The organism is Senimuribacter intestinalis (assembly GCF_943192965.1).
Classification (GTDB): domain Bacteria; phylum Bacillota; class Clostridia; order Peptostreptococcales; family Anaerovoracaceae; genus Senimuribacter; species Senimuribacter intestinalis.
The window spans coordinates 67,844-93,531 of the sequence record NZ_CALPCF010000008.1; the positions used below are offsets into that span (position 1 = coordinate 67,844).

Sequence of the window (25,688 nt, forward strand, 5' to 3'; positions counted from 1 at the left end):
TTGCTTTACAAGGATTTTATCAGAGTGCGATAAACAGATTTGATGTTATTTTGATAAACTTAATCTGATTGAAAAAGCAGCCTTGCGGCTACTTTTCGGGTGCAGTATCAATTAAGGCTTTCGCAGTTGCTTTAACGACTTCTAACGACCGTTCATCGCAAGCTGAAAGCATACGGAGGAGATTTTCTACCTCGGAATCTTTGGACGGCTTCTCAGGGTGGAAAATCGAATCCGCAGAAATGTTCAATTCCCGGACGAGCTTATGTAGGACATCGAAGTTCGGTTTCTTGCCCTCGTTCTCGATCCGATATAGGTATCGCTCGGTAATATTCGCTTTTTCAGCCAACGCTTCTATGGTGATCCCGGCGTGTTCACGAGCTGCCTTAATGATACAACCAAGCGTTTCAGGTTTATTATGCACTTACAGTCCACTTCCATATATAATTATACTGATTTATGCCATCTTTATAATGGCACAGCAATTCAATTATAAGTGGACTGACAGTTCGCAGATAACTGAACTATAAAGAAATATGAACCCTGCCAAATAAAAAAAACGAGGTTTTGACAGGGCGATTTAATATGCCTACACCCTCCGATTCTGAGTTTTTTTGGATCGGAGGTTTTTTAATGCGCTGGATTATTCTCGGCGTTCCGCTGCTTGTGATGAGCAGCGAATATTAAACTGTTACAAAGGTATTATCAGAAAGTATTTCATTGAAAAAAGCATTTACCCCACAAAAGGACAATGCGGCTCACATACTGAACTGATATGCCATAAATACAATGAAACAAACGCACTTGCACGGCGAAATTTGTCGCTATGCAGGTGCGTTTTTATATTTTGTGGTATTTCGACCTTATATAGTGTCGGCTGCCGTTCGCCGCCTTACGGTCTGAATTTTTACATTTTTGAAAATTCAGACTGGATGTAAAGAAAATGGCAAAAAGCCAATTTGATGTTCTGAAAGAGGAGTTTCAGAACGAGTGTAAGGTTATCAATTTGAAGTACGAGTATGAGGGATACATAGGCGTGGAGCAATGGGCGGTTATTACAGAACTATCCGAAAAAGAACTGTTTGAAAAATACCCTGATATTATATCCCGCTACATACCGTTCGTGCTGCTGTCCGTTGAACAGGGAAAGGCAGTATATGAGTTTAGAAGAAATGAAAGCAAATTCTATAAGCGCAGCTTAAACAACGAGGACGCTTTTGGATGTGACGATGAGCTTATAGGGATATTCCATTCGGAGGTCTTTGTTCCTGACTTTTTTGAGCAGCAGATAACAGAGGAATACGAAGAAAATCGTTATCAGTTGAAGATGAAGCTGATGGACAAGGCTCTCTCAACCCTTACCGAAAAGCAATACAAATACCTCATATCTCGGTATGTTGCAAATAAAAGCGCAAGGGAAATTGCCGAAGCGGAGGGTGTATCTCATCAGGCGATTGAAAAGCATTTGAACGTAGCGGTCAAGAAAGTGAAAAAAATATTTGAGGGATTTTTCCGAAAATAGGTTGTCATTTGGCTGACTGATTCCAAATTAGTGAAGGGGTTGTTTTGAATCCGGATAAAGATTTCCCCTTCACTTAATCTTGGAAATGCGAGGTCAATGCTATGCAAACAGAGAATAAAGAAAAGGTGAAGCGTGGAGAAATTTATCTGCATGATTTTGGAAACAATGCAGGCTCAATTCAGAATGGGGTAAGACCTGTTCTTGTAGTTCAATGCGATGAAGGCAATCAGGCAAGCATGACAACGGTTGTTGCAGCTCTTACATCAGTTATAAAGAAGCGTTATTTGCCGTCCCATATTATCTTGGGAGATAAATTTGGACTCAAAGAGCCTTCGATGGTTATGCTGGAACAACTGAAAACAGTCAATCAGTCCGAGCTTGTGGAGTATATCGGATTTGTTGACAACGAATATCTGCTCCGTAAGGTGAATCACGGCTTAAAGAAAGCGCTTGGTTTGTGGGTGGATAAGCCGCAAAAGCACAAGGGGGATATTCGCTGCCTTTGTCCTGCCTGCTTACAGGCATATAAGAAAACACAGAATTATATTGTCAGGCGGCTTGATCCGCTGGCTTCCAAAAGGGAGAAATGCGATAAGTGCGACAATATGGGTTGGGATTATATCATTTATGAAAGGCGTACTTCCACCGGGGACAAGGAGGTACAGGCTGATGAATGATAATAAGAAGGCAAAGCAGTCTAAATATGAAGTCCCATTGTGGCATAAAACAAATCTTTCTATTGATGAAGCGGTCGCTTATACAGGGATAAGTCGGGATAAGCTCTACGAGATGACAAACAAAGAGGATTGCCCATTTGTATTGTGGATTGGAAACCGCAGGCTGATAAAAAGAGAAGTTTTTGATGAGTACATAAAAAAATCATATTCGATTTAAGGAGGAACTACTATGGATGATGAAGTTATGACTTATAAGGCAAAGCTTGAAGCAAGGAATGCTGACAAGCCAATATGGGAGAAAAAATGTCTTTCTATTGAAGAAGCGGCGGCATATTCCGGTATCGGGATAACGAAGCTCAGACAATTATCACAGCAAAAGAAATGCCCGTTTGTAGTGCCGCTTGGGAATCAGGTTTTTATTGTCCGGGAGAAATTAGATACCTATATCAAGGGTAAAAAGCATATTTAGGAGGGGTGACTTATGGCTAAGGAAAAGAGAAAGGATAAATCAAGAGTAGTTCTTCGTACCGGGGAATTACAAAGAAGCAACGGTACTTACCAATACTCGTGGGTGGACGCAAACAAAAAGAGGCGTTATGTCTATGCGAGGAACTTAGATGATCTTCGTGCAAAGGAAGAACAGATTGCAAAAGATAAAAGCGATGGCATTAAGACCGAAGCCCGCTATACGACAGTAAATGAACTTTTTGATTTGTGGAAAGTTTTGAAACGAGGATTGAAAAACAACACCTTTGAAAATTATAAATATATGTATGAGACTTTCGTCCGTCCAAATATCGGAAAACAGCGTATTTCAACTCTGAAAAAATCTGATGTTAAGCGGTACTATAATTATCTTGCCGACGAAAGAGGAGTAAAGGCTTCTACGATTGACAGTATCCATACCGTGCTTCATCAGATTTTGGATATGGCGGTTGATGATGATTACATTCGTAACAATCCGTCTGACAATGTGTTGAGAGAGCTGAAAAAATCCCATGTTTTTAAGACGGAAAAACGCAGGGCATTAACACGACCTGAGCAGGATTTGTTTCTTGACTATCTGAAGAACACGCCGAAAGTACAAAACTGGTATCCGATATTTGCGGTAATGGTCGGTACGGGATTACGAGTTGGTGAAGTGACCGGGCTGAGATGGTGCGATATTGATATGGAAGAAGGCATTATTGATGTTAATCACACTTTGGTTTACTACGATCACCGAACCGATGACAGCAAGAAAGGCTGCTACTTCAATGTGAATACAACAAAAACCCCAGCGGGCAACAGACAAGTACCAATGCTTGATTTTGTAAAAGAAGCCTTCCTTATGGAAAAGGAAAGGCAGGAAATGTTTGATTTACATTGCGAGGTTATCATTGACGGGTACAGCGATTTCATATTTATTAACCGCTTCGGGCAGGCTCAACATCAATCAACGCTGAACAGGGCAATCCGCCGGATTATCCGGGACTGTAATGATGAGCAGTTATTGAAAGATGAAAATGCGGAGGTATTGCTGCCACACTTTAGCTGTCACTCTCTCAGACATACATTCACGACAAGAATGTGTGAAGCAGGAGTAAATGTGAAGGTAATTCAGGACGCACTCGGTCACAAGGATATTTCCACCACGCTTAATATCTACACCGATGTGACAAAGGAACTCAAGCGCTCCGAATTTGAGGGACTTGACTTATACTTCAAAAATGAGTAAAATAATATAGTCCTGATGTTCCCATATCGGGAATGTCAGGACTTCTCTTATAAAATCAGAAGTTAGTCATAAGAGTATACATCATTTACATCAAATCGTACACATACACGATGTAAAAGTGATTCATAGTATGACCTGATTACAGATTGACAATCTGGAGAATCGAGAAAATAGGACAGTAAAACAGATTATGGAGGAACTTATCAATATGACCGATTTCGTCCCGACGATGAAACCAATGGACAATTAAGAGTTTTTGATAAAGCTGTATTTTGATATGCTCCCCATATGGTAGACAATGGAAATATCCAAAACTATCATATGGGGAGTATATCGTTTATGCGGGTTTGCAGACTTGGAAAAATTGCATAGTTTTCAAAAATGAGTGGGCAGTTCCATAACGGGATTGCCCATTTTTAGTAGGCTATATTTTACTTTTAAGAAAATTAGTTTACGAATTAAAAGAGTTAAAATAAAGCAGAAAAATTGTGACAGAGAATAATTGAACGAACTGTATTTTCATGTTAAACTGAACATATGAATATTATTATTGAAACGAGAAATTTTGAAAAACTGCATACGGAAGAATTGAAAGTAAAATGCCCAGCTTGTCTGGATCAGCTTTGGGAAAGTCAGTGGGTTCGCCGCAGTATAACAAGAGCAGACATGGCGCAGGCGGAGGAACTGCAGGCTTTGGGAGATAAAATCGCGCAGTCAGCAGATGTGACTGTAGTTTTGGCGTCGGGGCAGATGGCGAAGCTGCTTCGCGCTGGTATTTCTGCAGCAGAGCCAGTAGAGGAAAAGTCAAAGGTCATCGTCTTTGGCGACACCTTTTCGCCGTCAGCCTATGTGTCATTGCTGCATTCATTGGAAGGAAAATCCTTTACACTTCTTGCTATATCAGAGGCGGAAGAGAGTTTGCAGCTTCGAGGGGCGTACAGCGTGCTCAAGCAGCAGCTTATTTCCAGCTGCGGAAAGGAACAGGCTGCTGAGCGGATTTTTGCCATTGCAGGAAAAGAAAGTAAATTTCTGACAGCGGAAGCAGCCGCGGAGGATTATCCATTGCTATCTTATCCGGAAATTCCGGCGGCATATGGAGCTGGAACCTCAGCCCTTCTGCTTGCACTCGCCATTAAAGGCGTAAATTTGGAGTTGTATTTGTCAGGGTTTTACGATATGCTGGCGTCACCGTCCTGGGATTTGGATGGTGTAGATTACGCAGTAGGGCGCGCAGCATATCGAAAAGCATGCGGTAAGGACAGCGGCGCCGGTGAGGAGCTGCTGCTTGTCTGGCAGAATCAGCTTGTAGATTTTGGCGCGTGGTATGGCAGCTGCAGGAGAATGCCTTCGCAGTCGGCGAATGTGGAACTTGAATCAGCTTTTCAGACCCTGCTCCTTGTAGAGAAGGACAGTTTGGATATTATGATGCCATACTTTGACGGATGTAACGAAGATGGCTCCCTGAATCTTCTGATGGCAGAGGAAGCAAATCGCCACTTTGAAAAAACAGCCTGCGGTGTGAAAGTTTCTTTGACCCATATGGACGACTATAATCTGGGACAATTATTCGCGTTTATGCAGCTTTCAAAGGGGATCACGGATTTACTGGTTATAGCCCAGTAAGAATGAAATAATTTATTTCAGGGGTTTACTTTATTTTTTATTGTGATATAATTAGAAAAAAGGAAAGTTAATTTTTTAACAAAACTTTTGAATAAAATTAACAATCATTAAGTAGGAGGTTATTATAATGAAAAAAGTTGGTGTATTAGGAACCGGCACTATGGGCGCTGGCATCATTCAGGTACTTGCACAGAACGGATACGAAGTAGTACTGAGAGCCAGAAGACAGACTTCTGTAGATAAAGGTATTGCTACCGTAGAAAAGAATCTGGATAAGATGATCAAGAAAGAAAAAATCACTGCAGAAGACAAGACAGCTATCATGGGCAGAATCCAGGGTTCCACTGATATCAGCATTGTAAAAGATGCAGACCTGATTATTGAGGCAGCAACAGAAGATATGGAAGCAAAGAAAGCTTTGTTTGCTGAACTGGATCAGCTGGTTAAGCCAGAAGCAATCATTGCTACAAATACATCTTCCCTGTCCATTACCGAAATCGCTGCTGCAACAGGCAGACCTGACAAAGTAATCGGTATGCACTTCTTCAACCCTGTTCCTGCTATGAAATTAGTAGAAATCATTCAGGGGCTGACAACTTCCGATGAAACTAAGGCAACAATCGTAGAACTGGCAGAGAAACTGGGTAAGACTCCAGTAGAAGTTGCAGAAGCACCAGGATTTGTTGTAAACAGAATTTTAATTCCGATGATTAACGAAGGTATCGGCATTCTGGCTGACGGCGTTGCTGATGCGAAAGGCATCGACACAGCTATGAAGCTGGGCGCTAACCACCCGATGGGACCGCTTGAACTGGGCGATTTGATTGGTCTTGATGTATGCCTTGCAATTATGGATGTACTGTATAGCGAATACGGTGATCCTAAGTACAGAGCACATGTGCTGCTGAGAAAAATGGTAAGAGCCGGTAAGCTGGGAAGAAAGACCGGTATCGGTTTCTACGATTATACAAAATAAATAGAACATATGCACAAAAGGGGCTGTCTCAAGATAAAATGAGACAGCTTCTTGTTTTAGGTCAGCGCCTCCGCTTGAAGAAGTTAGAGCGGCAGTTTTGTGTACGGAAGTAAGATTAACAGCAAGAGAATGAAGACATGTCGTGCTGGTGATTTGCCCCTGTGCCACATTTGGGATTGATTTCTGTATACATGGCGGAGACCTATGAAAAAGTGCCACATATAAAAGTGTTTTAAGAAAAAATGGCAGATGCAGAAAGAAATGCAGACAAATAGTCGGAAAAACTTTGGCACTCTACAGTAAAATATCAAAAAAGTGGATATCAGGAGGCAGGCACGCCAGTATTTTAGAAAATAAATTCAAATATGGCGTTTGGCGAGTGGCTGATGCCATTTATACAAAAAAACTCTTAGAATATGGCGTTTTCCAGAGGGTGAACGCCATAGATACAAAAAAACATTGAGATTGTGGCGCGTCGGTTTCTCCGCATTTGACCTGAATCTTTTTTCGGCTCAATATCACTTTTTATTTGAAATGTCTCCGCAGAAATATTAGTTTGTCAGCAGTTTTCGCGGTCCTTTTACAAAAAAATACCCTTTTCATTGGTTTCACATTGTATTATAATGAAATTAGAGTTTTCGTCTTTTGATGGTAAGGGCTTTTTCTATTTTAGAAAGCCGCATCTTAAACGTTTTCCCTTAATAAATAATTTTCAATTAAAGCTATTATCACTATACACAGAAAGGAACAGGCCTTAGGGTCTGATTATTACATGCCAAGAAAGAAATTAGAAGAAACACAGAAAATAGAAACACAGGCAGCAGAAATCAAGCCTGCAAAGAGAAGGGGTCGTCCGCCGAAGGCAGAAACTTTGGCAAAGCGTGCAGCGGAAGCTGCACAGGTGGATGAAGGAGCAGCTGCAATTGTCAGGAAAATTGATGAACCTGCAGAGCCAAAGCCTGTGAAACGGAGGGGGCGCCCGCCAAAGGCAGAGACGCTGGCGCGAAAAGCGCGGGAAGAGGCGGCTTTGCAGGAAGCATTGCAGGCAGAAAAGCCTGCGATGGAAATTTTACAGAGGTCAGAGGAAGACAAGATAGAGCCGGAAGTGGAATTGCAGCCATTGGGCCCTGAGGCAGGACAGGTCCAAGAAGCAGGAGCGCAGGTGCTCGCACATGAGGAGGCTCACCCTGTGCGCAGAAAAGTCCCTACCCACAAGGAACAGGAACGTCCGGAAGTGGAGGGAATTTTGGAAATTGCTGAAGGTGGTTTCGGATTTTTGCGTTTTAATAATTTCCTGACCAGTGACAGGGATGTATATGTTTCACCAACGCAGATTAGAAGATTTAATCTGAAGACGGGTGATTTGATTAAAGGAATTTCCAGACTGCCTAACGAGGGCGAACGCTTCGGCGCGCTGCTTTATGTGCTGACGGTCAACGGGGATGAACCGGGTGTGGCTATGCGCAGACCGGATTTTGAGGATTTGACGCCGATTTTCCCAAGGGAAAGACTGACCTTGGAGGATCGCAGCAAAGAACTTGCTATGCGTCTCATTGACCTGATTGCGCCTATTGGAAAAGGACAGAGAGGTCTGATTGTGGCACCGCCAAAAGCTGGCAAGACGACTCTTTTGAAGAGTATTGCCAATAACATCGAGAAAAAACACCCGGAAGTGGAGATGATTGTTTTGCTCATTGACGAACGTCCGGAAGAAGTGACCGACATGAAACGCTCCCTTAGCGGCGGCGAAGTTATCTATTCTACCTTTGATGAAATGCCGCAGCACCACGTAAAGGTTGCGGAGATGGTTCTGGCAAGGGCACAGCGCCTGGCAGAGCACGGCAAAGATGTAGTCATCCTGCTTGACAGTATTACCAGACTGGCAAGAGCCTACAATCTGGTGGTTCCAGCTTCAGGAAGAACTTTGTCCGGCGGACTTGATCCAGGTGCTCTTCACAAGCCGAAGAAATTTTTCGGTGCAGCAAGAAATATCGAAGAGGGTGGCAGCATCACCATTTTGGCGACAGCGCTGGTTGAAACAGGAAGCCGCATGGATGATGTTATATTTGAGGAATTTAAGGGTACAGGTAATATGGAAGTCCATCTGGACAGGAAATTGTCAGAGAAGAGAATATTCCCTGCCATCGACTTGAACAAATCTGGAACCCGTAAGGAGGATTTGCTGATGAGTCAGGATGAGATGGAAGCAATCTGGGCAATGAGAAGAGCTCTTGCGAACAGTCCTGTGCAGGAAGTGACAGAGACGATTATCGACAATCTGGCGCATACCAGAAACAATGAAAATTTTATCCAGATTATAAAAAAGATTTTTATACAGCAGTAGATAGAGGTTAATTATGGATTTGAGCAAGATTTTTTTGAAAGACGCATGCCCAACGCCCGTTGGTGGACAGGCGGTCATGGAGGGGATTATGATGAAAGGACTGTCGCGCACTGCGGTTGCGGTGAGGCTGCCTGACGGACGAATCCACATGAAAACAGAGCCGAATAAGAAAATGGGAAAGTGGACAAAGATTCCGATTATCAGAGGGGTTGTTGCCTTTGTCATGTCTTTGGTGCAGGGGACCGGCATTCTGATGTATTCTGCGGACGTGTTGGAAGCCAGCTGGTCCAGTGAGGAAAACGCAGAAGAGGACAAAATGGAAGCATGGCTTAACAGACATTTTGGAGAGAAGGGCGCATGGAATCTGATGATTTACCTTTCTGTGATTCTGGCGCTTGCTATGACTATCGGTTTGTTTATTTTGCTTCCGACAGTAGTGACAAATCTGCTTCAGCCGATTATTGACAGCGATTTTGCTTTTAATTTAATTGAAGGCACCATGCGAATTGGAATTTTTGTGATTTATCTGGGGCTGATCAGCCAGATGAAGGATATCAAGACGGTGTTTCAGTACCACGGTGCCGAACATAAGTGCATTCACTGTTTTGAAAACAATTTAGAGTTGACTCCTGCCAATGCGCAGCAGTTTTATACACTGCACCCGAGGTGCGGAACCAGCTTTTTGCTCTTTGTTATGGTTATCAGTTTCGTGCTTCACCTATTCCTTGGCTGGCCGGATTTGGTACTCCGAATTGTGTCAAGGCTGCTGCTGGTACCGGTGGTTGCAGGACTTTCCTACGAGCTTTTGAAGTGGGCAGGAAGGAGTGACAGCTGGGTTGTCAAGATTCTTAGCCTGCCGGGACTGTACTTACAAAAGTTGACTACAAAGAATCCGTCCGATGACCAGTTGGAAGTTGCTATTTGTGCTATGAAAGCAGTTATGGTGCCTGAGGATACGCCGTATTTTGAGGGGATTTGTGACCTTGAAGGAAATTTGATACAGGAGCATAAGATAGAGAGAAAGAGCAAGGAGGACGCTAAGCAGGGCCAGCAGGAATCTGCGGATGCGCAGGGATAAAGAGGAGTAAAGAATGAGCCTTTCGGTGAAAGAAATTTTAAATATCGGCAAAAGACAGCTTGAAGAACGCCAAATCGGTGATGCAGCGATCGACTGCAAACTGTTGTATTGCTATTTAATGAAAATTACTAGTGCACAGTTGATTTTGGAATATCAGAAGCTTTTGCCGGACAGTTTGTGCGATGAGTATTTTACACTGTTGGATTTGCGGAGCAGCGGAAAGCCGCTCCAGTATATTACTGGTACGCAGGATTTTATGGGCCTGGAATTTAACGTGAATGAAAGCGTGCTGATTCCCCGTCAGGACACGGAAACACTGGTAGAGGATGCTATGGGTGTAATTTCTGATGGAACACTGCGTGGAGAGGCGTTTCTCCCAAAGAGAAAAAAGGATTGGGAGGTGCTGGATCTTTGCTGCGGCAGTGGCGCAATCGGACTTTCTCTCGCAAAGCTTTGCAAAGGAACCAAGGTGACCTGCTCGGATATTAGTAAAGACGCCCTTGCGGTCGCAAAGGAAAATGCCGGAAAGCTGGGGGTCAAAGTGACTTTTCAGGAGGGAAATCTGCTGCTTCCATTTAAGGGTCGGTTTAAAAACAAGCGGTTTGACATGATTATCTCTAATCCTCCTTACATAAAAACTTCTGTGATTCCAACGCTGCAGCGTGAGGTTCGCGACCACGAGCCAATGATGGCGCTGGACGGCGGAGCAGGTGGACTAGACTTCTACGGAAGGATTATTGCGGACGCTGCTGACTGTTTGAAAAAAGATGGCGTGCTGATGTTTGAAATCGGTCACGATCAGAGGGAAGCTGTATGCAGTCTCATTGAACAAACTGAGCAGTTTGCCTGCGTGACCTGTCTGCAGGATTTGGCAGGACGTGATAGAATCGTAGCGGCAGTACTGAAAGGGAAGAAATAGGGGATTGCAGAAAACTTTGCAAGGGAGCGCGGTGTGATGAAACTAACCATTCGGAACGGCAGACTGCCGGATTTGGACAGAGTTTGGGAAATCGAAAAGCAGGCATTTCCGCCAGCGGAGGCGGCTTTGCGAGAGACTTATGAGTATCGCTTGAAGAACATCAGCGACTGGTTCTTTGTGGGAGAGCTTGATGGTGAGATTGTCAGCGCGGCAGTGGGAAGACTGACGCAGCGGGATGTGTTTTCTGATGCGCTTTATGAAAATATATCCCTTGAGGCGGGTCCGTATTTTGCGATTTTATCAGTTCTGACATCGGACGAACACAGAAAGAAAGGCTTTGCCGGGCAGGTTTTGGAGTACAGTATTGAGGCGGCAAGGCAGGCAGGGCTTAAGGGAATAACCCTGGCGTGCAAGGATTATTTAATTGCATATTATGAGAAATTCGGCTTTCAGAAAATCGGGGTGTCAGAGTCGGCTCACGGTGGTGCAGTCTGGAATGATATGCGGCTGGAATTTGAAAAAGAGAAAACTATACCTGAAGGGGTATAAATTATAAAAATAGAATGCGGAAATATACCCTAAAGGGTATATAATAGAAAAAATGATTGAAAATGCACCCGATAGGGTGTAATATGTAAATATGAATAGAATTGGATATTATATAAAACAAGAAAGAAAAAAGTTAGGGTTGACGCAAGAGGAATTTGCTATACGTTCGGGTCTTGGACTGCGTTTTGTCAGAGAGTTAGAGCAGGGGAAGGAAACTGTACGACTGGATAAGGTAAATCAGGCACTTGCGATGTTTGGCATGGAAGCAATGCCTGTTAAAAAGGAGAGATAGAATGCCATTAGAGTATCGAAAAGGATATGTATATATCCAAAATCAGTACGCAGGGGTAGTAGCAGAAACAGAGGAAGGATATACTTTTTCTTATGATAATGAATATAGAAACAAGGAAAACGCAGTGGCAGTTAGCTTGACACTACCTTTAAGCGAGAAGAGTTATAGTGCTAGCATGCTATTTTCTTTTTTTGATGGTCTTGTTCCAGAAGGCTGGCTTCTTGATGTTGCAAGCAGGAACTGGAAAATCAATGCTAACGACCGGTTTGGTCTATTGCTTTTAACTTGTAGGGATTGTATCGGTGATGTGTCGATCAGAACGGAGAAAGAATAGAGATGAAATGCTTATACTGTCAAAAGGATATTAGGGATTCGGTGTCGCTGGAGGAGAAAGATTCTTGCTGGCACAAGAAGTGTGTAAAAGCTTTTTTTGGTACGGATAAAATGCCTATTTTAGATGTGACAAAAGAGGGATTAAATCAGTTAGCAAGGAAGACGGTAAATAAAGGATTGACAGTTCCTGGGGTGCAGAAGAAGCTTTCACTGCACTTATCCACAGAAACGGAATCCCGTCTTACACTTGTAGACTATCCAACGGGTTATATTTTAAAGCCGCAAACTGACGAATTTGAGAAGCTTCCGGAGTTTGAAGATTTGGCGATGAGGTTAGCAAGGATTGCGGGGGTAAAGACAGTGCCTCACGGACTGGTGAAAATTCATGACGAATACGCATATATTACAAGACGCATTGACAGACTTATAGATGGGGATTCGGTAGAACTGTATGCCATGGAGGACTTTTGCCAGCTTTCGGGAAGATTGACCTTGGACAAATATAAAGCGTCATACGAAATATGTGGAAAAATAATTAATGCGTATTCGGTTAATAGGGGCTTTGATTTATCAGAACTTTATATGCGGCTAGTGTTTTCTTATATTATTGGAAACTCTGATATGCATTTAAAGAATTTTTCTTTAATAGAAACTGCGCCGGCAAATAGAGAATTTTGCCTGTCGCAAGCATATGATTTACTGCCTGTTAATGTGATTATACCGGAAGATACTGATGAAACAGCGCTTACCTTAAATGGAAAGAGAAAAAGATTGAAGAGAAGGGATTTCTTGGAGTTTGCTGCACATTGCGGGATTCCTGAAAAATCTGCTGAAAAGATGATTGGAAGGATATGTGGACTGAAGGACGCCTTTTTTTTGCAATGTGAGGATTCATATTTAACGGAAGAAATGAAAGAAAGTTTAAAAGCATTGATTTCTGCTAGAATCGCTGCAATCAGCTCTTGAAGTCATTGGAATTACATGGTATGATGTATAAATGATATAAACGATTTTTATAAAGGAAGGTTATGAGAATGAAAGATATACAGCTTAGAGAACTTCACAGAAACACCGCCTCCTATGCCGACAAGGAAGTTGTTGTCAGAGGCTGGGTCAGAACCAATAGAAGTTCTAATAAGTTTGGATTTATAGAACTCAACGACGGTACTTTTTTCAAGTCCGTGCAGGTTGTTTATGAGGCTGACAAAATCAGCAACTTTGAAGAAGTTGCAAAGGCCCCGATTGCATCTGCTTGGCTGGTTCGCGGCACACTGGTGCTGACACCGGAAGCAAAGCAGCCTTTTGAAATCAAGGCAGAAGAGGTGACGATGGAGGCGGATTCTGCCGCAGATTATCCGTTGCAGAAGAAACGCCACTCCATGGAGTTCCTTAGAGAGATTGCGCATCTGAGACCTAGAAGCAACACCTTCTCTGCAGTGTTCAGAGTGCGTTCTCTGGTAGCTTACGCCGTGCACAAATTCTTTCAGGAGCAGGATTTTGTCTATGCACATACCCCGATTATTACGGGCAGTGATTGTGAGGGTGCAGGTGAGATGTTCCGCATTACGACTTTAGATATGGACAATCTGCCTATGACTGAAGATGGAAAGATCGACTACAGCCAGGATTTCTTCGGCAAGGAAACCAGTTTGACTGTAAGCGGACAGCTGGAAGCAGAGACCTTTGCTATGGCATTCAGAAACGTATACACCTTTGGACCGACCTTTAGAGCAGAAAATTCCAATACTACAAGACACGCTTCTGAGTTTTGGATGATTGAGCCGGAAATTGCGTTTGCTGATTTGAACGATAACATGGATTTAGCGGAAGCTATGGTAAAATATATTATCAATTACGTGTGCGAGCATGCACCGGAAGAGATGGCGTTTTTCAATAGCTTCATTGATAAAGGGCTGTTGGAAAGACTGGATAATATCGTAAATTCCGATTTTGGCAGAGTCACCTATACTGAAGCAGTAGATTTGTTGCTGAAGTCCGGCAAGAAGTTCCAGTATCCGGTAGAATGGGGTATTGACCTGCAGACAGAGCATGAGCGCTATTTGACAGAAGAAGTATTCAAGAAGCCGATTTTCGTTACGGATTATCCAAAGGACATCAAGGCATTCTATATGCGGTTAAACGACGACAACAAGACTGTTGCAGCTTGCGACTTGCTGGTGCCGGGCGTTGGTGAAATCATTGGCGGAAGCCAGAGAGAAGAGCGTCTTGACGTGCTTACTGCCCGCATGGCAGAACTTGGTCTTGATGAAAAAGACTATTGGTGGTACCTGGATCTGCGTAAATACGGCGGCGTAAAACATGCCGGCTACGGTTTAGGCTTTGAGAGAATTATTATGTACTTGACCGGAATGGGCAACATCAGAGATGTTCTGCCGTTCCCAAGAACACCGAAAACTGCAGAATTTTAAAAAGATATGACAAAGAGCCTGGGTAACCGAAAGCCCTGGCTCTTTTTGCAAGAAGAAAGGTTATGTCAGATCAGTTATGTGAGGAGGAACAGATGAAACAGGAGTTGCTGGAAAAAGCGATTGCGCTGCGCCATGAGCTGCATCGATACCCGGAACTTTCGGAAAAGGAAGTGCGTACAAAGAAAATACTGATGGAGTTTATCAAGGTAAATACAGATTTGCAGGTGGTCGATAGAGGACAGTGGTTTTATGCGGTATATGAGCCAAAGAAAAAGAGCGAAAAAGGAAGGATCGCTTTTCGTGCGGATATGGACGCTATTTCAGTCTTTGAAGATAGCAATTTGCTTTATGCTTCTGAAAATCCAGGTGTTGCCCACAAGTGCGGACACGATGGGCACAGCGCTGCCTTGGCAGCCTTTGCCATGGAACTTTCCGAAACAGGGACAGACAGGGAGGTATATTTGATTTTTCAGCATGCGGAAGAAAACGGCGCTGGCGGCAAAGTTTGTGCGCAGTTGATTGAAGAAAAACAAATTGAAGCGGTTTATGCGCTGCACAATTTTCCGGGCTTTGAAGAAGGGGCGCTGCTTCTTCGGGAAGGTACGATTAACTGTGCATCCATGGGCATGGAGCTGACGTTTACAGGAGTTTCCGCCCATGCAAGTCAGCCTGAAAAGGGGAGGAATCCTGCAGCGGTGATTAGCAGATTGGTGCTGGCGTTAGAAAAGATGGCTGCGCCGGAATGTCATGAAGGACTGATTTTGGCGACGGTAGTGCAGGTGGATATCGGCGAAAGAGCTTTTGGGGTAGCAGCCCATAAGGGTAAACTGCTTTTGACTATTCGGGGACAAATTGAAGATGAGATGAATGCATTGCGGGACCGGATTGAAAATTTTGCAAAGGAGCAGGCGCAGCAGTATGGTCTTCTACTGGAAACTGCTTATCACGATGTGTTCCCGGAGACTTATAATCACGGAGAAAGCATTGAAAAAATCCGAAATATTGCCGATGAAAAAGGCTGGAAGACCCAGACTTTGGAAAACCCGATTAGAAGTTCGGAAGACTTCGGCTGGTATCTGAAAAAAGCATCCGGCGCGCTGGTTTGGATGGGCGCGGGTATGGAATGTACGCCGATTCATTCAGCAGAATTTGACTATAATGACAATCTGATTGAAAGGAGTGTATTATTTTTTCAAAGTCTGCTGTAACTATATAAAGGGATTAAATTCTTACAATTTTCCTACAGCTATTGACAGCGATAAAACTTTGCAATAAACTGAAGTTAAGTCAAAGATTAAATAGCGGACGATTTTTACAGGGGATAAATGGCAGTACTTTAGGGGGAATTAGAGATGAGAAGCAGATATAACATTTGGCTTAAAATTGGAATCGTTGTTTTTGCAGCAGGCTTGATTTTTTTATGCACGATGGTCGTAAGGGATTCGGGCGAGTTTTACGCAGAGAGTAAGGATGGACTTTGGAAAGGGTACATATCCAGAAGCGCCGGTAGAGGCGAAGGAACATATCAGGCGTATGTGTGCTATTTGGGCAATGAAGAGGGAAATATTGGCGAAATAGAAGTGCAGCCGTTTTGCAGCAAGAAAGCAAAACCTTGCAGAATAGTGGCAGAAAGCGTGCCAATCTCAGTTTCGAAGCATTTTTCACAGGGAGCACCAAAGAAAGCATATAGACTGTCGCAAACGGCGATAAACGAAGCGGACAAGATTACCCTTGGAATCAGCTGGAAAGATAAGGACGGGGAGGTTCGATATTCCAGTTTACTATTTAGCAGTTAAATGAAAAGCAAGGAGGCTGTAATGAGGCAGCCTTTTTCATTTGGGAAAAATTTCATGGAATAGTCGAACTATTCGAAAATCCGATAGACTATAAGAGAAGAATGTGTTATACTATTGACATACGCAAAATTAATGTAGGAGGTCTTATCGATGAAAGGCTACACAAGCGAAACAATTAGAAATGTTGCTTTATTAGGACATGGCGGATGTGGTAAAACTACATTCCTGGAAGCCGCTCTGTTAGAAACAGGCGTAATCACAAAATTGGGTAAAGTCGAGGACGGAAATACAGTATCCGACTACGACAAAATGGAAATTGAAAAAGGTTATTCCATTAATACTTCTGTTGTTCCAATTGAGTGGAAGAACAGCAAGATTAATTTTATCGATACACCGGGATATTTCGACTTTGTCGGCGAAGTAAATGCGGCCCTTCGCGCTGCTGAGGCTGCTGTGATTCTGGTAGATGCAGGTTCAGGTATTCAGGTAGGAACCGAAGCTGCATGGAATGCTTGTGAAAGATATAAGAAACCTAGATTCATCGTTATCAATAAGAGAGATAAGGACGAATTTGACTTTTATAAAACCTTTGATGAACTGAAGGCAAAATTCGGTGAAACACTGATTCCATTCAGCTGGCCACTTTCTGCAGAAATCGACGAAGAGCTGAAAGAAGCAATCGCAATGGCTGACGATGAACTGATGGAAAAATACTTCAACGGAGATGATTTTTCTGATGAAGAAGTAAGAAATGGCTTAATCAAAGGCATTTCCGAAGGCGTTATTGTCCCTGTATGCTCTTCGGCATTTCAGCTGGGACAAGGTATTGAAGGTCTTCTAGACCTGTTGCTGACCTATGTTCCTACACCGCTGCAGCATGGTGCATATCCGGGATTCAACGACAAGAACGAGCCGGTAGAAAAAATTTCTGTCACCGACGCACCGATGTCTGCGTTTGTATTTAAGACAATTGTTGACCCGTTTGTAGGAAAAATTTCCATCATGAAGGTGGTAACCGGTAAGATTAACTCCGGTACAGAAGTTTACAACGAGAGAGCAGGAAAAGCTGAAAAGCTTGGCAAGCTGTTCTTCCTCAGAGGTAAAGAACAGCTGGAACTGAACTATGCAGAAGCAGGCGACATTGTAGCCGTTGCAAAACTGCAGTATACCGTTTCAGGCGATACCCTTTGCGACAAGAGCGATATCGTAAGATATCTGCCACTGGATTATCCATCTCCGACTTATTACGTCGCAATTGAAGCTGCTGATAAGGGAGACGAAGAAAAGATGGGAACAGGTCTTTCAAGACTGAGAGAAGAAGATCCGTCCTTTGTAGTAGAAAGAAACGCTGAAACCCATCAGACCCTTCTTGGCGGTCAGGGCGATATCCAGCTGGGTATCATTATGGCGAAGTTAAAAGACAGATTCGGTGTTACTGTTAAGGTTGTGCCGCAGAAGATTGCTTATCGGGAAACCATCAAGGGAAATTCTGATGTACAGGGTAAACATAAGAAACAGTCCGGAGGCGCTGGTCAGTACGGTGACGTACACATCAGATTCTCACCATCTCAGCAGGAATTTGAATTCTCCGAAGAACTCTTCGGCGGTTCTATTCCAAAGAACTACGTGCCTGCTGTTGAAAAAGGACTCATTGAAAGTATGCAGAAAGGTCCTCTTGCAGGCTGCAAGGTAGTAAACGTTAAGGCTGTATTGTACGATGGTTCTTACCATGATGTAGACTCCAACGAAGTATCCTTCAAGATTGCTGCATCTCTGGCATTCAAGAAAGGTATCGTCGAAGCAAAGCCTTGCCTTCTGGAGCCGATTATGCACATGGAAATCTTCGTTTCCGATGATTACATGGGTGACGTAATGGGCGACATGAACAAGAGAAGAGGCAAGATTTTAGGTATGGAACCACAGAATGGAGGCGGACAGAAGATTCTTGCAGAAGCGCCGCAGGCTGAGCTCTTCGATTATGCGCTGGTTCTTCGCTCCATGACTCAGGGTAGAGGCGTCTTTGAAATGAGATTTGAAAGATACGAAGAAGTGCCAAAACAGCTGTCTGAAAAGATTATCGCTGAATATCAGGCACAGCAGGAAAAATAATTAGATAAAATAATTTCAGAATCCCGGAAGTCGGTGGCTTTTGGGATTCTGTTTTTTCTTTAGCCTTTATGCCATTCCAAACTTTTGCAGTGTGGCGTGCATAATCGGTGTGGACAAATGGGGCAGTGTTTGGTATAATACAAGATACGAACAAATGTTTGCAAAGAGGAGAGGTTAGCGTATTATGGCAAAGAAAGCGAAAACAGTATATGTCTGTCAGGAATGCGGCTACGAAAGCAGTAAATGGGTTGGACAGTGTATTTGCGGTGCATGGAACAGCATGGTAGAGGAGAAGATTGTAGAGGCACCGACAAATGATACGAGACGAAGAGCCTCCGCAGGAGCTAAACCATCTAAACTAAAGGAAATTGGTGCGGGAGGAGATTACGTTCGGATTGATACAGGCATCGGGGAACTGAACCGGGTACTAGGAGGAGGGCTGGTGAAGGGCTCTTTGACTTTGATCTCAGGCGAACCGGGTATCGGCAAGTCTACGATGATTATACAGGCAGCTGCTAATTTGGCTAAGTCACTGGGTACGGTTCTCTATATCTCGGGAGAAGAGTCTGAGGCACAGATTAAAATGCGGGCAGATCGGGTTTGCGGAGAATTGAACGAGAACCTCTATATTCTGGCGGAAACCAACATGGAAAATATTGTTGCAGCCTGCGAAAATCTTAAACCGAAGTTTTTAATTATAGATTCCATTCAGACTATGTATACACAGACTTTGGACTCAGTGCCCGGCAGTGTGTCTCAGGTCAGAGATGTGGGAAACCAATTGATGAAACTTGGAAAAACAGGAGATATCCCTGTGTTTATCGTTGCCCATGTTACCAAGAATGGAGAGTTGGCTGGACCCAAGATTGTGGAACATCTGGTGGACTGCGTGCTGAATTTTACCGGGGAGAGAGATCATGACCTGCGAATTCTTCGCGTGTTTAAAAACCGATTTGGAACTACCAGTGAAATCGGTGCCTTTCAGATGGAGGAAGGTGGTTTGCGCGAGATTAAGAATCTGTCGGCCACTTTTTTAGAAAGCACTGTAGTAAAGAGTGAAGGCTCTGTCATCACCGCAGTATACGAAGGGAGCAGACCGGTACTTTTTGAAATTCAGGCATTAACTGCGCCTGCTAACGTAGGATTTGCGAGACGAACGGCAGTCGGCGTGGATCATCAGAGACTTAGTATGATTTTAGCTGTACTGGAGAAGAAAGCCGGTATAACGATGATTAATCAGGACGTTTATGTCAATGTGGTAGGCGGTATGCGGCCAGACAGCACGTCCATAGATTTAGGGGTAGCGTTGGCGGTTTATTCCTCCATGCGAGGGGTTGTTAGCCAAAAGCGAGTTATGGCAATCGGCGAGGTAGGTCTGACTGGCGATTTGCGCTCTGTGCAGAATGCTGAAAAAATCGTCATGGAAGCAGTACGTATGGGGTACGAGCAGATTATCCTGCCTAAGAAAAATGCCGACCGCATTGATACAAAGAAACTGGGAAGCTGCAGTATGATTGGTGCAGAAAACATTTATCAGGCAATTGATGCTTTCCGCGGAGAATGAGTAGAAACAATTGTGAATTTACATAGCAACAGGGCAGTAAAACGGCGCTGCGAGAGTCCGGTTTACTGCCTCTATTTTTGAATTTATTTTATTTGTACTGATTCATGTAATGCAGGGCATCGTTCTCGTTCAGGTTGAATATTGTGACAAGTTTGTGTAGAATTTTTTCTTCAGAAATCCCTTCGGAGCGATTATCAAGAATCAGTACTCGGATACTTTGAACAAGCCCTTGTTCAAGCCCTTGCTCCAATCCTTGTTGGATCCCTTGCTCAAGTCCCCTTTCTAGTCCTTGCTTGAGTCCTTGTTCAAGTCCTTGCTCAATCCCTTGTTCAATCCCCTTTTTGATTCCCTTTTTCATACCAATTTCAATGCCTTTATTTTCAGCTTCCTGAAGCCGTTCGGCTCGTTCTTCTTCCTCCAGCAATCGTTTTGTCGCCAAATCATGTTCGCGCATTTCAATTTCCATCTGACGAACTCTGGCATAAAAATCTTCTGATGCACGCTGAAATACTTTTTCTGCCATCTGAATTGCTTCACCTCCATCTTCAATTAGGGTCTTTAAATAATTTGCGGATTTTTCTTCGCCTGCCAGTTTCAGATAGGCGGCAAGCTGCTCTACGTTGTTCATTGCTTCCATTGGTTTATCTGTCTGCACTTTTCCCAGCTCGATGAAATGCATTTCCAGTCGGTCACTAAGCAGGTGGCGGCAGGAATCCTCCCACAGATGGAATGTAGTATGAATGCCAGGAATGTTCGGGAACAGGGTTCCCGTTACAATGGAGATAACAATGCTTTTTCCCATTTTATCATAATCTTCTCCCTTTTCCAATGACAAATTAACCAGTTTCCCACCGTACTGCACACAGCGATTTGGATAATGTTTTAAATTTCCATTTTGCAGCTCAATATCAAAGAGCTCGTTTTGTGATGTGCGGGCTTTGATATCCAGAGTTGTTTCTTTATCAGCTGGATAAGTGCGATAATTGATAGGGTTGAGAATTTCAATGCTTGTGATAGGATTTTTCTCTTTGCAGAGAATGACATTGAGAAAAGCAATTAGAGCATCTTTGCTTTCTTTTGTATTTTGCCCAAAGACATAATGAAATACCCAGTCATCCTCATAGCCGATGAGCCAGCGGTTAGGATTTTTGAAGAAAGTGTCATCGACGTGCTGAGAATTCGGTGAGTTATTTTTACTATTTTGTTTATTCATGGTAACCTCCAATCTTATTTCCAATAAATATATTTTATGGAAGTATAACCCATGCTAAAGAGTAAAACAAGGTCGATGTCGGATTTTGATATTTTTTTGTAGGATTTTGACACTTTTTTGTAAAAAGCTTGCATGGGAGGGGGTCTTACTATGCTGAGAATATCGAAAATAGGAAGTACAAGATAGAAGAGTTCAAAAAAGACTCAGAGATTAGAAAACCTCTGAGTCTTAATATAACGAATCTTTACTATGATTTATAAAAGAAACTGCGATCCTGTTTCACTAAGTCCAGTTCAAACCAGAAGGTGCTGCCTTTGCCAAGCTTGCTGTTGACGCCATAGTTTGCTTTGTGCAGGGTCAGGATTTCCTTGACTATAGAAAGTCCCAGCCCGCTGCCGTCGGTCGGTCTTACGTGGTGAGTACTGGATTTGTAGTATCTCTCCCACACGTGATTGATTTCATCAGGGGCGATGCCAGCACCGTGGTCGATGACTTCACACCGAACTTTACGACCAGCCTTTTTCAGGTTGATGATAATGACCATGTCTTCACCGCAGTATTTTACAGCATTGGTGATTAGGTTGGACAGAACTTGTTTGATTCTGGCTTCGTCGCCGTTGACTATCATCGGGGCAGAACAGTTGAACTTAATCTTGTAGCCTTCCTGTTCAGCCAGCAAATCATAGGAAGCCAGCAGCGACTCTGCTGTAGCTTTTAAGTCGAAGTTGGTGCGCTCCAGCGAAATAGTTCTGTTTTGCATGCGGGACAGATTGAGCATGTCATTTACCAGTATGTTTAAACGATCTGTTTCGTCGATGATGACTGCCAGATGTGCATCGCGCTTCTTGGGATTGTTACCGGAAAGGTCACGAATCATCTCCGCATAAGATTTAATCATCGTAAGCGGGGTTCTAAGATCGTGGGATACGTTGGCTATCAGGTCTTTCTGGTACATATCGGTTTTCTCCAGTTCTCTGGAGGCATTGGTTAATGTATTTGCCAGGTCAGTAATTTCCGAATAATGACCACCTTGGAATTTGATACCGTAATGTCCTTTTCCCATCTCGGCTGCAGAATGGGTGATATTTTTAATTGGTCTGGAAATTCTGCGGGCAAGATACAGAGCCAGTGCAAGAGCTAGCAGTGTAGCGATGATGGTGATATAAATCAGCTGCACACGCAGGATAGAGACAGTTGATTTTACCGGGTACAAAGGCGAGAATATGTACATGACAAGTTCTGAACTACCGCTGGAATCAGGCAAAAGTACGCTGGGAGAGGAAAGATAGCAGGCGTAGCCTAAGGTTTTCGTTTTTTCTCCTGTCAACGGATTGGTATCTTCAGAAATGGTCGCAACTTTGTTGAGAGGACTCTCCTTCAGCTTTGTCAGCAGGGTCTGCATTTGCAAGTTGTATTTATATCTGTAAAGGGAAATATGATCCTTGTAGCTTGGGGCAATCTGTACAGAACCGTCGACACTGTCGACCTGAATATAGATATCTTCGTTCGTCACGTAAATGTCATCTAGAACCTCAGTCAGACGGTAAAGATTTTTTCCGCTATCTTCGTATGCATCAATGACTATGTTGGCGATTTTGGTGATTTCACCAGTTTTCATGTGGTCATAATAGTTATTGAGAAAGAAAATTTGCAGAAACCAGATTAAGCCGATTAAAAGCATAGCAAAACCGATGAAGTAAATCCAAAGTTTAAAACGTATGCTTTTAAAATCGAATCTATTCTTCAAATTCAAATTTGTATCCCACCCCTCTGAGTGTTACGATGTAATCCCGATATGGGCCCAGGTTATTTCTCAGATTTTTAATATGGGTATCAATCGTTCTGTCATCGCCGAAGAAGTCGTAGCCCCAGATGTCAGAGAGCAGCTTATCTCTGGATAATGCCAGATTTTTATGCTCGATGAGATAGAAAAGAAGTTCATATTCTTTTGGAGTCAATTCAACACGTTGGCCGTCTACGGTAACAGTTCTAGCTGCCATATTGATTTCCAGTCCATTAAACTGCAGTACGTCGGATTTGCTTTGGGAGACTGCATTCCTGCGAGCGAGAATTACATTGATTCTTGCCATCAGTTCTTTCGGGCTGAAAGGCTTTACGATGTAATCATCAATGCCCAGTTCGAAACCGAAAAGTTTATCGTATTCTTCGCCTCTTGCTGACAGCATGATGATAGGTACGTCCTGAATTTTTTTTATCTCTTTGCAGGCGGAAAAGCCGTCCAGCTTTGGCATCATGATATCAAGAATGACAAGGTCATATTCGTTGAGCTTGCAGAGACCTACGGCGCTCATTCCGTCTTCGGCTTCGGTTACTTCATATCCGTTAAATTCAGCGTATTCTTTGATGACTTCACGTATCTTGGGCTCGTCATCAACAACTAAAAGTTTATACATAAATAATCCTCCTCTTGATAGAATATTGACGATTCAATGTACTTAATTATATCATACAGTTTCATTGTGTTCATTACATGAAGGCTGTATAGTTAATTTTAACACAAAAGACGTGCAATTAACAAGAAATTTGTATACACAGGAGGGTTGACACAAGACGCGGGAATGCACTATACTGTATTTATATAGATGTAAAGTGGGGGATTAGGCTTCTCCCGCCTTGCAAACCGATTAGTAGGGGCTGTGCTTGTCTTATTCTCCCTGAAGATCGGTATGCACGCTGTATGTATTTTTAAAGGAAGGGGGAGAGCATATGTTTAAGAAACTAATCAGAGGATTAGTAACATTGTTAGGTGCAATCTTAGGTTACGGTCTATCTGAACTGCTGGTGCTTTGGTATACTAAAAGCGGTGGAAACCTGAGTGAGTATTTTACTGGGGGAGAGCAGCTCGGAATCGAAATCGCTTTTGCTATTATATTTGGAATTATTTTTTTCAGATTGACACCGGCGATTAGAAGGCAGAGTGTAAAAGTAGCAGATAATATTGAGGACGATCTCAGAGGAGTGTCAGCAAATGATTTGGTTACAGGTGTAGTAGGGCTTATTTTGGGGCTTCTCATTGCGTTGCTTTTGACACAGATTTATGCAAGCATCAAGAATACGTATCTCTATACCAGTTTGACGATTATTTCCTATGTGTTATTCGGATATCTGGGGGTAGTCATCGCGACGAAGAAGAGCAGAGAAATTTTCAGCCTTTTCATGGGCGTGCGCAGACAGAACCAGCAGAATCAGCAGGGACAACAAGGGTCAGAATCCACCTTGTTTGGCAAAGGTAAGAAGAAAAATGATGGAATCCCAAAGATTTTTGATACCAGTGTCATCATCGACGGCAGAATTGCAGAGATTATGAAGACTGGTTTTCTGGAAGGACCAATTGTGATTCCTGAATTTGTGCTTGTAGAACTACGTCATATTGCGGATTCTTCCGATTCTCTGAAACGGACAAGAGGCAGACGCGGTCTTGATATTCTCAATAAGATTCAGGATGACTATGGTATTGAAATCTATAATACTGATAACGAAAAATCTCTGCGGGAAATTCCGGAAGTCGATGTGAAACTTTTGAAATTGGCGCAGCTGATGAACGGAAAAGTCGTAACTAATGATTTTAATTTGAACAAAGTGGCAACCATCAACGGTGTAGGCGTGCTCAATATAAACGAGCTTGCCAATACACTGAAACCGGTGGTTCTGCCGGGTGAAGAGATGACCGTGACTCTGGTAAAGCAGGGTAAGGATAACAGTCAGGCGATCGCTTATCTGGATGACGGCACCATGATTGTTGTTGAAGATGGAAGAAGAATGATTGGCAAGACGACCCGCATCAATGTGACCAGTGTGCTGCAGACATCCGCGGGAAGAATGATTTTCGGCAGACTGAAAAAATAGCCTGTGGCGAAAGATGATGATTTATGTTAAATGGAACGAAGGTATATGCGATTATCGGTGCTGCCGGATCTGGTAAACGAATGGCAGCACCGCTTCCAAAACAATTTTTAACGATTGACGGAAAGACCATACTTGAAAAGACAGTGCAGAAGTTTCTTTCGAATTCTGTTGTCGATGGAACCGTAATTGTAACGGGGGCAGATTATATGAACCTTTGCCGCCGATTTTTTGCTATAGAGATTGAAGCCGGGCAGGTACATCTGGTTACTGGCGGACAGGAGCGACAGGATTCTATTTATAACGGACTTAAAGTTTTGCATGAAATCGGTGCAGCAGATAGCATTGTGCTTATTCACGATGGAGTCAGACCTTATGTCAGCACGCAGCTGATTACGGCAGTTGTGGAGAAAGCAAAATGCACTGGTGCGGCAATTCCTGCTGTGCCGCCTAAAGATACTATAAGACACAACCGGCAGGGAACTTTAGACCGAAGTCAGCTTTTTTGCGTGCAGACACCGCAGGCATTTCAGTTTGCGCTGATAGAGCGCGCCTATGAAAAGGCGGCAGAAGACGGCTTTTACGGAACTGATGATGCTAGCCTTGTAGAAAGACTGGGTCAGAAAGTATCTATTGTTCCCGGCGAGTATACCAACCTAAAAATTACTACACCGGAGGATTTACAG

Annotated in this window: 24 protein-coding genes and 1 pseudogene; 21 read left to right on the forward strand and 4 right to left on the reverse strand. The window is 43.3% G+C overall.

Going from position 1 to position 25,688, the window contains the following annotated elements:
- Positions 1–88 precede the first annotated feature (88 nt).
- Positions 89–421, reverse strand: coding sequence for a helix-turn-helix domain-containing protein (locus NFR88_RS08665; protein WP_251615191.1), 333 nt, complete (start codon positions 419–421; stop codon positions 89–91).
- A gap of 519 nt (positions 422–940) precedes the next feature.
- Here NFR88_RS08665 and NFR88_RS08670 point away from each other — a divergent pair.
- The 19 genes from NFR88_RS08670 (at position 941) to radA (ending at position 19,925) form a co-directional block, all read left to right on the forward strand.
- The gene (locus NFR88_RS08670) at positions 941–1,519 is read left to right on the forward strand and encodes an RNA polymerase sigma factor (RefSeq protein WP_251615193.1); all 579 of its coding nucleotides are present in this window, start codon (positions 941–943) and stop codon (positions 1,517–1,519) included.
- Between the two features lie 101 nt (positions 1,520–1,620).
- Positions 1,621–2,196 carry a type II toxin-antitoxin system PemK/MazF family toxin gene (locus NFR88_RS08675; RefSeq protein ID WP_251615195.1) on the forward strand — a complete coding sequence of 192 codons (576 nt, stop codon included), beginning with the start codon at positions 1,621–1,623 and terminating at the stop codon, positions 2,194–2,196.
- Positions 2,189–2,413, forward strand: a complete 225-nt coding sequence (locus NFR88_RS08680) for an excisionase (RefSeq protein ID WP_251615197.1) — start codon at positions 2,189–2,191, stop codon at positions 2,411–2,413. Before NFR88_RS08675 ends, NFR88_RS08680 begins: the two co-directional genes overlap by 8 nt.
- A gap of 12 nt (positions 2,414–2,425) precedes the next feature.
- On the forward strand, positions 2,426–2,665 hold the full coding sequence (locus tag NFR88_RS08685) for an excisionase (protein WP_251615200.1): 240 nt from the start codon (positions 2,426–2,428) through the stop codon (positions 2,663–2,665).
- A 12-nt stretch (positions 2,666–2,677) separates the two neighbouring features.
- Positions 2,678–3,913: a tyrosine-type recombinase/integrase gene (locus tag NFR88_RS08690; RefSeq protein WP_251615203.1), complete on the forward strand. Its 1,236-nt coding sequence runs from the start codon at positions 2,678–2,680 to the stop codon at positions 3,911–3,913.
- A 537-nt stretch (positions 3,914–4,450) separates the two neighbouring features.
- Positions 4,451–5,536: a hypothetical protein gene (locus NFR88_RS08695; protein ID WP_251615207.1), complete on the forward strand. Its 1,086-nt coding sequence runs from the start codon at positions 4,451–4,453 to the stop codon at positions 5,534–5,536.
- A gap of 127 nt (positions 5,537–5,663) precedes the next feature.
- Entirely contained in the window at positions 5,664–6,512 is an 849-nt protein-coding gene (locus tag NFR88_RS08700) for a 3-hydroxybutyryl-CoA dehydrogenase (RefSeq protein WP_160202955.1), read from the forward strand.
- A 772-nt stretch (positions 6,513–7,284) separates the two neighbouring features.
- The gene (gene rho / locus NFR88_RS08705) at positions 7,285–8,856 is read left to right on the forward strand and encodes a transcription termination factor Rho (protein WP_161909413.1); all 1,572 of its coding nucleotides are present in this window, start codon (positions 7,285–7,287) and stop codon (positions 8,854–8,856) included.
- Between the two features lie 13 nt (positions 8,857–8,869).
- Complete coding sequence (locus NFR88_RS08710; protein WP_251615210.1) at positions 8,870–9,934, forward strand: DUF1385 domain-containing protein; 1,065 nt, start codon at positions 8,870–8,872, stop codon at positions 9,932–9,934.
- Between the two features lie 25 nt (positions 9,935–9,959).
- Positions 9,960–10,853, forward strand: a complete 894-nt coding sequence (gene prmC / locus NFR88_RS08715; protein WP_251615213.1) for a peptide chain release factor N(5)-glutamine methyltransferase — start codon at positions 9,960–9,962, stop codon at positions 10,851–10,853.
- A 36-nt stretch (positions 10,854–10,889) separates the two neighbouring features.
- Positions 10,890–11,402, forward strand: a complete 513-nt coding sequence (locus NFR88_RS08720; protein WP_251615217.1) for a GNAT family N-acetyltransferase — start codon at positions 10,890–10,892, stop codon at positions 11,400–11,402.
- A 91-nt stretch (positions 11,403–11,493) separates the two neighbouring features.
- On the forward strand, positions 11,494–11,694 hold the full coding sequence (locus NFR88_RS08725; RefSeq protein WP_160202960.1) for a helix-turn-helix transcriptional regulator: 201 nt from the start codon (positions 11,494–11,496) through the stop codon (positions 11,692–11,694).
- A 1-nt stretch (position 11,695) separates the two neighbouring features.
- The gene (locus NFR88_RS08730) at positions 11,696–12,028 is read left to right on the forward strand and encodes a HipA N-terminal domain-containing protein (protein WP_251615220.1); all 333 of its coding nucleotides are present in this window, start codon (positions 11,696–11,698) and stop codon (positions 12,026–12,028) included.
- Between the two features lie 2 nt (positions 12,029–12,030).
- Positions 12,031–12,993, forward strand: coding sequence for a HipA domain-containing protein (locus NFR88_RS08735; protein ID WP_160202962.1), 963 nt, complete (start codon positions 12,031–12,033; stop codon positions 12,991–12,993).
- Between the two features lie 68 nt (positions 12,994–13,061).
- Entirely contained in the window at positions 13,062–14,456 is a 1,395-nt protein-coding gene (gene asnS, locus NFR88_RS08740; RefSeq protein WP_251615223.1) for an asparagine--tRNA ligase, read from the forward strand.
- Between the two features lie 62 nt (positions 14,457–14,518).
- Positions 14,519–15,664, forward strand: a complete 1,146-nt coding sequence (locus NFR88_RS08745) for a M20 metallopeptidase family protein (RefSeq protein WP_251615226.1) — start codon at positions 14,519–14,521, stop codon at positions 15,662–15,664.
- Between the two features lie 144 nt (positions 15,665–15,808).
- Positions 15,809–16,252 (forward strand): hypothetical protein, encoded by a 444-nt coding sequence (locus NFR88_RS08750; RefSeq protein ID WP_251615242.1) that lies wholly within the window; start codon positions 15,809–15,811, stop codon positions 16,250–16,252.
- A gap of 150 nt (positions 16,253–16,402) precedes the next feature.
- Positions 16,403–18,361 carry an elongation factor G gene (locus tag NFR88_RS08755; RefSeq protein ID WP_160202966.1) on the forward strand — a complete coding sequence of 653 codons (1,959 nt, stop codon included), beginning with the start codon at positions 16,403–16,405 and terminating at the stop codon, positions 18,359–18,361.
- A 184-nt stretch (positions 18,362–18,545) separates the two neighbouring features.
- Positions 18,546–19,925: a DNA repair protein RadA gene (gene radA, locus NFR88_RS08760; protein WP_160202967.1), complete on the forward strand. Its 1,380-nt coding sequence runs from the start codon at positions 18,546–18,548 to the stop codon at positions 19,923–19,925.
- A gap of 88 nt (positions 19,926–20,013) precedes the next feature.
- Here the strand turns inward: radA and NFR88_RS08765 are convergent, their stop codons facing one another.
- From NFR88_RS08765 to NFR88_RS08775, 3 genes are all read right to left on the reverse strand, one after another.
- Complete coding sequence (locus NFR88_RS08765) at positions 20,014–21,138, reverse strand: Rpn family recombination-promoting nuclease/putative transposase (protein WP_251615246.1); 1,125 nt, start codon at positions 21,136–21,138, stop codon at positions 20,014–20,016.
- 247 nt (positions 21,139–21,385) lie between these two features.
- Entirely contained in the window at positions 21,386–22,891 is a 1,506-nt protein-coding gene (locus tag NFR88_RS08770) for a HAMP domain-containing sensor histidine kinase (RefSeq protein WP_160202969.1), read from the reverse strand.
- Complete coding sequence (locus NFR88_RS08775) at positions 22,875–23,552, reverse strand: response regulator transcription factor (RefSeq protein ID WP_160202970.1); 678 nt, start codon at positions 23,550–23,552, stop codon at positions 22,875–22,877. The genes NFR88_RS08770 and NFR88_RS08775 overlap by 17 nt, the downstream gene beginning before the upstream one ends.
- A 313-nt stretch (positions 23,553–23,865) precedes the next feature.
- Here NFR88_RS08775 and NFR88_RS08780 point away from each other — a divergent pair, with 313 nt between their 5' ends.
- Positions 23,866–25,005 carry a PIN/TRAM domain-containing protein gene (locus tag NFR88_RS08780; protein ID WP_160202971.1) on the forward strand — a complete coding sequence of 380 codons (1,140 nt, stop codon included), beginning with the start codon at positions 23,866–23,868 and terminating at the stop codon, positions 25,003–25,005.
- Between the two features lie 23 nt (positions 25,006–25,028).
- Positions 25,029–25,682: pseudogene (ispD, locus tag NFR88_RS15230) on the forward strand (2-C-methyl-D-erythritol 4-phosphate cytidylyltransferase); the annotation flags it as partial.
- Between the last annotated feature and the right edge of the window lie 6 nt (positions 25,683–25,688).